Raw genomic sequence first — 11,698 nt, 5'->3', positions numbered from 1 at the left:
CGGCCCCCTGGATCATCCGGCCGGGTCATGCCAGCTCGCGCCGGGCGGCAGCAGGGCGTCGGCCTCCTTCGGCCCCCAGCTGCTCTTGGCGTACGGAACGACGGGGACGACGTCACCGAGCACGGGCTCGACCACTCGCCAGGCCGCCTCGACCGTGTCCTGCGCAGCGAAGAGCGACTGCCGGCCGAGGAGCGCCGCCCCGATCAGCCGGTCGTACGGTCGCTGGTCGGATCCAGGCACCTCGGCGAAGGTGAGGTGCTCGGGCTGCGCGGTCCAGCCGGCGCCGGGCTTCTTGCCGCACAGGATGAGCCCGACCTCGCTCTCCGGCCAGATCCGGAACCGCATCTCGTTCGCGGCGCCGGAATCCCCCAGCCCGAAGATGTCCTGCGGTGGGCGGTGGAAGCGGATCATCACCTCGGTCGCGGTGACCGGCAGGCATTTCCCGGCCCGAATCGCGATCGGTACGCCGGCCCAGCGCCAGGTGTCGAGAGCGAGCCGGATCGCGACGTACGTCTCGGTCCGCGACGTGGGATCGACACCGGCGACGTCCAGGTAACCGTCGTACTGCCCGCACACCGTGTCGGCGGCGGTGAGCGGTCGTAGTGACTTGATCACCGCGGACTTCTGCGCCCGCCAGGTCGCGTCGTCGAACTGGCCCGGCGGATCGGCCGTCACGCACGCGAGCACCTGCAGCATGTGGTTCTGGAGAACATCGCGGATCGCCCCGGTGCGGTCGTAGAAACTGCCGCGGTCGGATACGTCGAAGTTCTCCGCCATGGTGATCTGGATGCTCGCCACATGGTCGCGGTTGAGCAGCGGTTCGACCACCGAGTTGGCGAAACGCGCGAACAGCACGTTCTCCAGCGGGTCCAGGCCGAGCCAGTGGTCCACCCGGTAGATGGCGTCCTCGGGGAAGACCTTGTTCATCGTCGCGTTGAGCTCCTGGGCGCCGGCGAGGTCGGTGCCGAACGGCTTCTCGACCATCACCCGGGCCCCGTCGGCCTTGCCCGCACCCGCGATGCCCTCGGCGATCCGGCCGAACAGCGGCGGCGGCACCTCGAGGTAGAACAGGGCTCGTTTCCCGGCGCCGATCTCGTCGGCCATCGCGGCGTACGTCGCGGCGTCGTCGAGGTCGCCGTCGATGTAGCGCAGGAGGCGGAGCATGCCGGCTGCCGCTGGGGTGTCCGGGTCGATCCCGTTGGCCCGTAACGACGCTGTCGCGTACGCGCGGAACTGGTCGAGTCCCCAGCCGCTCTTGGCCACCCCGATGATCGGTACGTCGAGCACACCCCGATCGACCAGCCCGACCAGGGCGGGGAAGGTCTCGAGCTTCGCGAGATCACCGGTCGCGCCGAAGATGACCAGTGCGTCCATGTCGGCGGTTGGCATGGTGGTTCTCCTAGTCACTCCGGGTCGGCTGGGCTCAGCCGAGCCGGTCGAGGATGTGGTCGCCGACCCGCAGCGCGTTCGCGATCGCGGTCAGCGAAGGGTTCACGGCACCGATGCTCGGGAAGAAGCTGGTATCGACGACGTAGAGGTTGTCGACGTCGTGCGCCTTGCAGTTCACGTCCAGGGCCGAGCTCTGTGGGTCGTCTCCGAACCGCACTGTGCCCGCCTGGTGCGCGGTGGCGCCGATCGGCATCCCCTTGTGCAGGTAGATGCTGTGGTCGAGCAGCCGGTGCTCGTGCATCCCGAGCTCGCCGAGCATGGCCTCCAGCTTGTGCTTGAGCCGGTTGACGCCCTCGATGTTGTTCTTCTCGTCGAGAGCGAGCTGGATCGACCCGTCCTCGCGGACGGTGACCCGGTTGTCCGGCTTCGGCAGGTCCTCACCACACAACCAGAAGTCGACCGCGTGGTGCGCGATCGTCTCGAACGGCATGTTCGGTGAGACCTTGCCGGCCCAGCGCGGTGCGCCACTGCGGACCTGCTCGGCATCGGACTTGCCCAGCATCTGGATCCCACCGAGCGGGTAGTCCCAGTCGTCGGCACCGAGGTACCAGTCGTTCATCGCGAGGGTCTTCTGGAACAGGGTCGGGTTCGGCTCCTTCGACACCGCCATCAACGCGAGATTGTTGTGTCGCAGGTAGTGGCGGCCGACGACGTCCGAACTGTTCGCGAGACCCCGCGGATGGCGGTCGTTCGCCGACTTCAGCAGCAGTACGGCGGAATTGACCGCGCCGCAGGCGACAACCACGAGGTCCGCGCTGAACTGGACGGTCGACCCGTCGACCTCGGTCACGACCTGCGAGACGGATCGTCCGGTCGGGTCGGTCTCCAGCCGCACCACGTGGGCGTTCGTCACCATCGAGACGTTCTCGTGCTTCAGCGCCGGGTCGACGCAGATCACCTGCGCATCCGACTTCGCCTGCATCACGCACGGGAACCCGTCCACCCTGTCGCACCGGATGCAGGCACTGTCCCGGGTCGCCCGGCCCTGCGCGTCCTGGATGAGATCGACGCCGATCGGCAGATGGAACGGATGCAGCCCCTGCTTCTCCAGGTCGTCACTCAACTGCTGGATGCGCGGCTCGTGCTCGACCGGCGTGAACCGGTACGGCGCACTGGCCGCACCTTCGGTGGGGTCCTCGCCGTGGCGGCCGTGAACCCGATAGAGATGCTCGGCCTCGGTGTAGTTCGGCTCGAGATCCTCGTACCGCAGCGGCCAGGCCGGCGAGACGCCGTCGTGGTGCCGCAGTTCGCCGAAGTCCTGCGGCCGCAACCGGAACAGGGCGGCGCCGTAGAACTTGGTGTTGCCGCCCACGTAGTAGTTGGTCTCCGGCGGGAACTCGTGGCCGTGCTCGTCGTACCAGAACTCCGGTGCGCGGTACCGGCCTTGGACGAACACCGCCGTGGAGTCCCAGTTCTCGCGTTCTCGCGGCAGATAGTCCCCGCGTTCGAGGAGCAGGATCCGCTTACCGGACGGTGCCAGCCGATGGGCCAGTGTGCCGCCTCCCGCTCCGGTGCCGATGATGACCACGTCGTAGTGCTGACCGTCCGCCATGTCTCCAGCCTTCGACGGGTACAGGCCGGATGCCTCATCCCGGTTGGATGACGTGACCTAGGTGCTCAAGCGGTGACGGAACACGAAGTACGACCAGGCCTGGTAGAGCAGCACCAGCGGGAGGAACACCGCGGCGACCACGCTCATCACCGTCAGCGCATAGTTGCCCGAAGCCGCGTTGTGCACGGTGAGGCTGTTCGCGGGGTCAGTGCTGGACACCAGAACCTGGGGGTAGAGGGCGGCGAACAGTCCCGCCACGGAACAGACCGTCACCGCAGCCGACAGCAGGAAAGCGAACCCGTCGCGTTCCTGGTGCACGGCCCAGATAGAGACGACCAGTGCTGCCGGGGCGACCACCAGGACCACGACCGGTCCCCAGCCGTGGTCTGCGACGATCAGGATCCAGACAGCGAAGGCCGTGACCACCACGAGTCCGGCCCAGCCGATCCATCGAGCGGCGCGGTGCGCCCGCTTGCGCGGCTCACCGGTTGTCCTGATACCGAGGAACGTCGCCCCGTTCAGGAGGCAGAGCACCACCATCGTCAGCCCTGTCCACAGGCCGAACGGCGTGAAGAGGTCCCAGAACGTGCCGGTGAACTCGCCGTTCGCGTCGATCGGCAGACCGGCCACCAGATCGCCGAGCGCGATCCCGAGCACGAGCGGAGCCAGCAGGCTGCCGGTTGTCAGCGTCCCGCTCCACAGCCGGCGCCAACCGGGCTGGTCGACCTTGCCGCGGAACTCGAAGGACACGCCGCGGATGATCAGCGCCACCAGCAGCAGCACGACGGCGAGGTAGCTCGCCGAGAACCAGGTGGCGTACCAGTCGGGGAAGGCGGCGAAGATCGCCGCACCGCCGACGATCAGCCACACCTCGTTGCCGTCCCAGAACGGACCGATGGTGTTGATGGCCACCCGGCGTTCCAGGCTCGTCCGGCCGACCACCCGGTGCAGCATCCCGACCCCGAAATCGAAGCCCTCCAGGACGAAGAAGCCCGTCCACAGGATCGCGATGATCACGAACCACAGCTCGGGTAGTCCCACACCCGCCTCCCGGGTCAGTCGCTAGTAGGTGATCGCCGGTGTCCGGGGATCACCCGAGGGCTCGTCGTCGGCGTGCTCGAGCTCGAGACCGCGCCGTGCGTAGCGCAGCATCAGGAAGAGGTAGACGATCCCGAGCAGCACGTAGACGGCGACCAGCACCCCGACGCTGATCGCGAGCTCGGTCGTGCTGACCGAGGTGGACACGCCGTCCGCGGTCTTCATCAGCCCCTGGACGAGCCACGGCTGGCGCCCGTTCTCGGTCAGCATCCAGCCGGCCGTGTTCATCAGGAACGGCGCCAGCACCGCCCACGTCGCCACGGCGAGGAAGACCCGCGACGCCGTGAGTTTCTTGCGGTACAGCAGCCAGGCGCCCCAGAGGGCCAGCAGCGTGATCAGGCTGCCGAGGTAGGCCATCACCCGCATCGACCAGTACTGGATGAACACGTTCGGCACGTAGTTGCCGGCGCCGTACTGCTGGACGTCGGCCGCCTGCAGTTCGCTGAGACCTTCCACCTCGCCGTTCCAGGTGCCGGTGGCGAGCAGGGACAGCAGATGGGGTACTTCGAGCAGCTGGGTCGGGGTCTCGTCGTTCCTGCCGCCGCCGACCTGAAACAGCGAGAACGAGCAGGGCTGACAGGTCTCCCACTGTGCCTCGGCGGCCGCGATCTTCATCGGCTGGTACTTCGCCTCGATCACACCCAGCTGGCTGCCGACCGCCAGCGCCAGGATCGAGACCGGGACCAGGACGACGATCGCGAGTTTCGCCGAGCGCCGGAAAAGCCCGCCGTGCTCGGTGCGCCGGAGTTGCCACGCGGACACTGCCAGCATCAGCACGGCCCCGGTCACCAGCGAGGCCAGGATCACGTGGATGAAGCCCCAGAGGAACACCGGGTTCGTGAACAGGTCCCCGATCGAGCTGAGCTCGGGCCGCCCGGTCCGGGCGTTGGTCGTGTAGCCGACCGGGTGCTGCATCCACGAGTTCGCGGCCATGATGAACGCGGCCGAGAGCGACGCCCCGACCGCGACCAGCCAGATCGTGGCGAGATGGATCCGCCGGGGCAGCACGTTCCAGCCGAAGAGCCACAACCCCAGGAACGTCGACTCCAGGAAGAACGCCGCCAGCCCTTCCATCGCCAGCGGCGCGCCGAAGACGTCGCCGACGAACCGCGAGTAGGCCGACCAGTTCATGCCGAACTGGAACTCCTGCACCAGCCCGGTGACGACGCCGACGGCGATGTTGATCAGCAGCAGGGTCCCGAAGAACCGGGTCAGCCGCTTGTGCTCCTCCTGGCCGGATCGGTACCACTGGGTGTGCAGTACGGCCACCAGGAAGGCCAGCCCGATCGTCACGGGCACGAACACGAAGTGGTAGATGCTGGTGGTCGCGAACTGGATGCGTGCCAGGTCGGTCGGGTCCATCTCAGGCCTTCGCCCTCGTCGGAAGCGTACGTCGTCTCCCGCAGACTCGCCCCGGAGTCACGGTCCGCGCATCATTCCGACCGGATGAAATGCGCCTGCTCCTCGGCCCACAGCCGCGCGTACGCCCCGCCGGCCGCGACCAGATCCGCGTGCGTGCCCGTCTCCAGCACTCGGCCGGCGTGCAGCACCAAGATCCGGTTGGCAGCCTGCAGGCCGCACAGCCGGTGAGTGATCAGCAACGTGCTGCGTTCGGCGGCCGCGGCCAGCAGGGTGGCGGTCAGCACGTCGGCCGCCGAGGTGTCGAGGTGCTCGGTCGGCTCGTCGAGGATGAGCACCGGGAAGTCCGCCAGCAGGGCGCGCGCAACGACGAGCCGCTGTCGCTGGCCGCCGGAGAGCCGGGCGCCGTGCTCACCGACCTCGGTCTCCAGGGCCCTGGGCAGGGCGTCGACCCAGTCCAGCAGACCGACCGCTGCCAAGACGTCCCGCAGCTCCGCCTCGGTCGCGTCCGGTCGCGCCAGCCGGAGGTTGTCCCCGATCGTGCGGTCGAAGACGTGTGCGTCCTGGCCGGCCACCCCGACGACCCGCCGGACGGCGTCGGGGTCCAGGTCGGCGACGCAGATCCCGTTCAGGGTGGCCGAACCGGACTCGAGATCGAGGAACCGCAGCAGGACGGCGGCCAGCGTGGACTTCCCGGCCCCACTGGGTCCGACCACCGCGACGATCTCCCCAGGAGCCAGGTCCAGGTCGATCCCGTCGAGCGCAAGCGGTCCGAACCCGTAGCGAGCGCGCACATCGCGCAGCCGGATCGAGTACGGCGCGGCCGGCATCGGTGCCGGATCACCGGGTTCGCCTACCGGGTCATCGGCCGCCAGGAGCACGTCGACCCGGTCGCGGGAACGCCGTACCCGCTCGTGGATCGCGAAGGCCTGCGGCAGTCCGGTGACCAACTCGAAGGCGGTCAAGGACATCAGAACGACGACGGTGAGTAGGACGCCGCGGAGCGTGCCGTCGTCCACCGCGACGATCCCGGCCACAACCACGCCCCAGACGCACAGGCCCGCGAGCATCGTCGTGAGCCCCGAGCCGGTGCCTGCGGTTCGAGCAGCCGCGCCGGCCACCCTGGTCAGCTCGGCATCGGCTCGTCCGGCCCGGCCCAGCTGCGCGTTCGCGGCACCGTACGCGATGAGATCGGGCGCTCCCTGGACGAGGTCGACCACCGCGGTCGACAGTTCACCGCGGGTCTCCGCCCGGCGCGCCTCGGACCGCCGGACCAGATACCGGGCCAGGAGCGGAACGACCGTCGCGCAGAGCAGCGCGGCGGCCACGACCAGGATGCCCGCGACCGGCACCAGGGACCCGACCAGTCCGGCCGTCAACCCGGTTGCGGCGGCGAAGACGACGTACGGCGGGACCACCCGCAGCATCTGGTCCTGCAGCGAGTCGACGTCGTCGACGAAACGAGCCAGCAGGTCGCCGCTCCGGAAGGACGGCAGGCCTGCAGGGGCGAGACGCTCGAGCCTGCGGTAGACCCGCATCCGTACGTCGGCCAGCGCCCGGAACGCCGCATCGTGCCCGACCAGGCGCTCGGCGTACCGCAGCAGCGCGCGACTGATCCCGAAGAACCGCACTCCGACCACGGCGAGCCCCAGCGCGGCCATGTTGGGCTGCTCGGAGGCGCGCGTTACCAGCCAGCCGGCGGTCGCCGACAGGCCGAGGCCGGCGGCGGCGCCACCCGCGCCGAGCAGGGTGGCTGCGGCCAGCCGGGTGGTCACTCCGGAAATCATCGGTGTCCCACCGCGGCCGCCCGTTCCAGCTGGATCTCCCGGTCCGCCAAAGCGACCAGAGCCGGCCGGTGTGCGGCGATCAGTGCAGTACGTCCGGCAGTCAGCCGGTCGACGGCATCCAGGACCGACGCCTCGGTCTCTCCGTCCAAGGTGGCCGTTGGCTCGTCCAGCAGGAGTAACGGTGCATCCATCAAGAACGCCCGCGCCAGAGCGACGCGCTGCCGCTCACCTGCCGACAGACCGGCGCCCCGCTCGCCCAGCGGTGTCGCGAGTCCGTGCGGCAGCCGGCGGACCACCTCGGCAAGCCCCGCGTCGTGAACCGCTCGCAGGAGGTCTTCCTCGGGAGCGTCCGGCCTGCCGAGCCTGATGTTGTCGGCCAGACTCGCTGCCAGCAGGTAGGGCCGTTGCGGGACCCATGCCACGTTCCGGCGCCAGACGTCGAGATCGAGCCCACCGAGGTCCTCCCCGCAGACCGTCACTCGGCCTGAGTCCACGGCGACGAAGCCCAGGAGCACGTTGATCATGGTCGACTTGCCGCAGCCGCTCGGCCCGGTCAAGGCCACCACTTCCCCCGCGCCGACGGACAGACTCACCCGGTCGAGCACAGGTTCGGCCCGGTCCGGATAGCTCACACAAACCTGGTCCACCCGCAGTTCCACCAACGGGCAGTCCGGGAATGCAGCGCCCGGACGGACCTCCGGAAGTGGGCTGTCCAGCACGGTGAACACCTGGTCCGCGGCAGCCACCCCATCCGCACTGGCGTGAAAGCTCGCCCCCAGGGTGCGCAGCGGGAGGTAGGCCTCAGGAGCGAGGATGAGCACGAACAGACCGGTGGACAGGTCCAGGCCGCCGCTGACCAGCCTGATGCCGACCGCGACCGCGACCACTGCCACGGACAACGACGCGAGCAGCTCCAGCACCAGAGACGACAGGAAGGCCACGCGCAACGTGCCCATCGTCTCCGCGCGGAAGTCGTCCGTCGTACGGCGGACCAGGTCTGCCTGAGCGCGCGCCCGCCCGAACACCTTGAGCGTCGTCAGTCCGGCGACGCTGTCGAGAAAGTGGCCGCCCAGACGCTGCAGGGCGACGAGACGCTTGGCCGCGTGGGTCCGGGCGCCTGCGCCGACGACGGCCATCAGCAGCGGGATCAGGGGAACCGTAACGGCGATGATCGCCGCCGTCACGATGTCCTGGGTCACGGCCGCGGTGATGACAGCAGTAGGAATGACGACCGCCAGCACCAACTGCGGTAGGTAGCGGGTGAAGTAGCCGTCGAGAGCATCGAGACCGCGGGTGCCGAGGGACTCGAGCTCGGCGGTGCGGTGCCGGGTGAGCCACGCCGGACCGAGGGCGACAACGTGCCGCAGCAGGCTCATCCGCAGCTCCGCCTTGGCCTGGGTGCCGGACCGGTGCGCCATCAGCTCGGCCCACCAGGCGAGTACGGCGCGGCCGATGACGACGCCGAGCAGGACGAGCAGCGGCCCGCGCAACTCGTGGACGCTCGCGCGGTCCTGGAACGAGGCGGAGAGCAGCTCGGCCAGCAGCCAGGCTTGCGCGACGACCACGGCCGCGGTCGCGATCCCGAGCGCGGAAGACCACAGCAGCAACGCCCGGACGGCCCGCGTCCGCGCGATCAGTCTCCGATCAACCGCGGGCATCGGAGGTCTCACCGGACCGGGTGGCACCAAGGCCCTGCCGGTCGCTCATCCGCGCCAGCGCCCGCTCGACCGGGTCGGCAAACGCCGCGTCGGTCGCCCGGTCCAGCGAGTCGAGTTGAGACTGCACGACGGCCCGGCGTGCGAGCGGGACCCCGTCTCGCAGATCCTCGAGCATGGCCCGCAACCGGCGGCAGATCTGCGGCGAGACAGCGCCGTACTGGCGGATCTCGGTCACGCCGATGTCGAGGTACTCCGACCAGCTACGGGTCCGGACGACGAGGCGGACCTGCCCGTCGGCGTCGAGCGCGGTTCCCCGGAAGGCTCGATCGGAGGAGCCGATCCCGAGCAGCAGATCGTCGATGTGGTTGAGCACCTGGGTCGCCGTGGTGGGATCGTTGACCGCCGGCGACAGCGCCCGGATGGCGATGTCGACCATGATGCGCAGGGCGAAGGCCGGGTCCTGGTCGATCGTGCGCTCATGGCCCAGCGAGACCATCCCGCGCAATCGCCGCAGATCGGTCTCGCTCGCCGTTCCATGAACCTCCATCAGCACGCTCCCCGCGGTGACGAAGTCACCGATGGTGTGCGGTATGACGCAGACCTGGCCGCGAGCCGCCGCGAACCGGACGAGGTCCGCGATGTCGACATCCTGGATGGCGCCCGAGCGGGGCGCCAGGATCCGTGCGTCAGGCTCACCCCGTCCGGCCCCTCGGTCACCGTTCCCGGCGGATGCGACGAGGCCGTCCTCCTCGGCTTCGATCGCCAGACCGGCCTCGGCCATCGCCGCCGCGACCGCGACCGGCCGCAAGGCATGTACGAACCGGTCGAAATAAAGCAGCAGGAGGACCAGGTCGATGCTGACGGCCAGCCCGACCAGGGAGACGCCCAGATCAGGCACGGAGTCGGCCTCCACATGGCGCAACAACGCGAAGGCAAAGGTGAACGTGGCCGTGAAGGCCGCCAGGACGAACTTCTGCAGCCGGTCTCGGTACCACAACCGCATGAAGCGCGGCGACAGCGTGCCGGTCGCCATCTGCACGACGAGTACGCCGATCGTGACCACGAACCCGATCAGCCCGACCATCGCGGCCGCAGCGGCCGACAGCACGCTGTTCGCGGTGGCCGCGGAGTACGACCACGACGGTGGCAGGTCGATCAGGCCCTCGACCCACAGATCGACCCCGGACAGCGCCACGCCGGCCACCCCGCCGAGCAGCGGCACCACCCAGAGGCTCTGCCGAACGAACTGGCGCGCCCGGAACGCTCCCGCCAAGGACATCACCGGTCGCTGTCCGGTCAGTGATGGAACCCGGCCGGCTCCTCCTCCTGCGGCATCGGAGTTTCCAGCCCGTCGAGCCAGTCGACCGCGATCCGCACGTCCCGCAGGAACAGGTCGGCCATGTCGTGACTGAATCCGTTCCGCACGACCACCCGCAGGACGACCAGATCCTCCCGGTTCGGCGGCATCGAGTACGCCGGCACCAGCCAGCCCCGTTCGCGCAGCTTCCGCGAGACGTCGTACGCCGTGTACTTCGTGATGCCGTCGGCCACCCGGAACGCAAACACCGGCAGGTCCCGTCCGTCCGAGACCAGCTCGAACTCGGGCATCGCCTTGATCGCGTCACTGAGGTGTACGGCGACGTCCTGGCACGTCTGCTGGATCCGCTGGTAACCGTCCCGGCCGAGTCGCACGAACTGGAAGTACTGCAGCAGCACCTGCGCGCCGGGCCGGGAGAAGTTCAGCGCGAACGTCGGCATGTTGCCGCCCAGGTAGTTCACCTTGAAGACGAGCTCCTCGGGCAGGTTCTCGGTGTGCCGCCACAGCACCCAGCCGACGCCCGGATAGACGAGCCCGTACTTGTGACCGGAGGCCTGGATCGACGCCACGCGCGGCAACCGGAAGTCCCACACCAGGTCGGGCTGGATGAAGGGAGCGACGAAGCCACCGGACGCCGCGTCGACATGCACCGGCACGTTCAGTCCGGTCCGCTCCTCCAGTTCGTCCAGCGCGGCGCAGATCTGCGCGACGGGCTCGTAACTGCCTTCCATCGTCGAACCGAGGATGGCGACCACACCGATGGTGTTCTCGTCCACGAACCGCAGGGCCCGATCGGCCGTCAGGTAGAGGTCGTCGCCCTCCAGCGGCACGTACCTCGGCTCGACATCCCAGTACTCGGCGAACTTCTCCCACACGACCTGGACGTTCTGGCCCATCACGAGGTTGGGCCGGTCGAAGGGTTTGCCCGCGGCCCGGCGCGCGTGCTGCCAGCGCCGCTTGAGTGCGAGGCCGCCCAGCATGCAGCCCTCGGAACTGCCCGTCGTCGACGTCCCGATCGCGTCGGCGGTGTCCGGCGCGTTCCACAGGTCGGCGAGCATGCGCACGCACCGGGCCTCGATCTCCGCCGTCTGCGGGTACTCGTCCTTGTCGACCATGTTCTTGTCGACCGTCTCGGCGTACAGCCGGTCCGCCTCGTCGTTCATCCACGTGGTCACGAACGTGGCCAGGTTGAACCGGGCGTTGCCGTCCAGCATCACCTCGTCCCGGACGAGCTGGTACGCCGACTGCGGCAGCATCTCGTCATCCGGCATTCGGTCCTTGGGAACCGCCAGCACGGTGTCCCTCGTGAACCGTGGCATGACGGCCATGTCGCCGGTCGCGGTTTTCGTCGTGCTGCTGATCCCGGTCATCGCCGATCACCCCTCGGTCGCGGCGACACGAGTTGCCGCCGCAATCCATCCCACACCCGGGCACCCGGGACGTCGTCACCCGCTCCGCATGAGGCAGACGTCGTCGG

At 69.1% G+C, this 11,698-nt stretch carries 8 protein-coding genes; all 8 read right to left on the bottom strand.

Features of this window, described 5'->3' with window-relative positions; genetic code table 11:
• Positions 1–12: 12 nt before the first annotated feature.
• The gene (locus tag OG558_RS29565; RefSeq protein WP_405065916.1) at positions 13–1,389 is read right to left on the bottom strand and encodes a glucose-6-phosphate dehydrogenase (NADP(+)); all 1,377 of its coding nucleotides are present in this window, start codon (positions 1,387–1,389) and stop codon (positions 13–15) included.
• 34 nt (positions 1,390–1,423) lie between these two features.
• Positions 1,424–3,001: a GMC oxidoreductase gene (locus OG558_RS29560; RefSeq protein WP_405065915.1), complete on the bottom strand. Its 1,578-nt coding sequence runs from the start codon at positions 2,999–3,001 to the stop codon at positions 1,424–1,426.
• Between the two features lie 57 nt (positions 3,002–3,058).
• On the bottom strand, positions 3,059–4,042 hold the full coding sequence (gene cydB / locus OG558_RS29555) for a cytochrome d ubiquinol oxidase subunit II (protein WP_405065914.1): 984 nt from the start codon (positions 4,040–4,042) through the stop codon (positions 3,059–3,061).
• Positions 4,043–4,063: 21 nt separating this feature from the next.
• A complete protein-coding gene (locus OG558_RS29550; RefSeq protein ID WP_405065913.1) occupies positions 4,064–5,461 on the bottom strand; it encodes a cytochrome ubiquinol oxidase subunit I in 1,398 nt (465 codons plus the stop codon).
• 71 nt (positions 5,462–5,532) lie between these two features.
• Positions 5,533–7,245: a thiol reductant ABC exporter subunit CydC gene (cydC, locus tag OG558_RS29545; RefSeq protein ID WP_405065912.1), complete on the bottom strand. Its 1,713-nt coding sequence runs from the start codon at positions 7,243–7,245 to the stop codon at positions 5,533–5,535.
• Positions 7,242–8,903, bottom strand: a complete 1,662-nt coding sequence (cydD, locus tag OG558_RS29540) for a thiol reductant ABC exporter subunit CydD (protein ID WP_405065911.1) — start codon at positions 8,901–8,903, stop codon at positions 7,242–7,244. The genes cydC and cydD overlap by 4 nt, the downstream gene beginning before the upstream one ends.
• The gene (locus OG558_RS29535; RefSeq protein WP_405065910.1) at positions 8,890–10,182 is read right to left on the bottom strand and encodes a DUF2254 domain-containing protein; all 1,293 of its coding nucleotides are present in this window, start codon (positions 10,180–10,182) and stop codon (positions 8,890–8,892) included. Before OG558_RS29535 ends, cydD begins: the two co-directional genes overlap by 14 nt.
• A 17-nt stretch (positions 10,183–10,199) precedes the next feature.
• Complete coding sequence (locus tag OG558_RS29530) at positions 10,200–11,591, bottom strand: glutamate decarboxylase (RefSeq protein WP_405065909.1); 1,392 nt, start codon at positions 11,589–11,591, stop codon at positions 10,200–10,202.
• Between the last annotated feature and the right edge of the window lie 107 nt (positions 11,592–11,698).

Origin of the sequence: Kribbella sp. NBC_01510 (assembly GCF_045040325.1) — a bacterium.
In the GTDB taxonomy this organism is placed as follows: domain Bacteria; phylum Actinomycetota; class Actinomycetes; order Propionibacteriales; family Kribbellaceae; genus Kribbella.
This window is presented reverse-complemented; position numbering and strand designations above follow the sequence as displayed.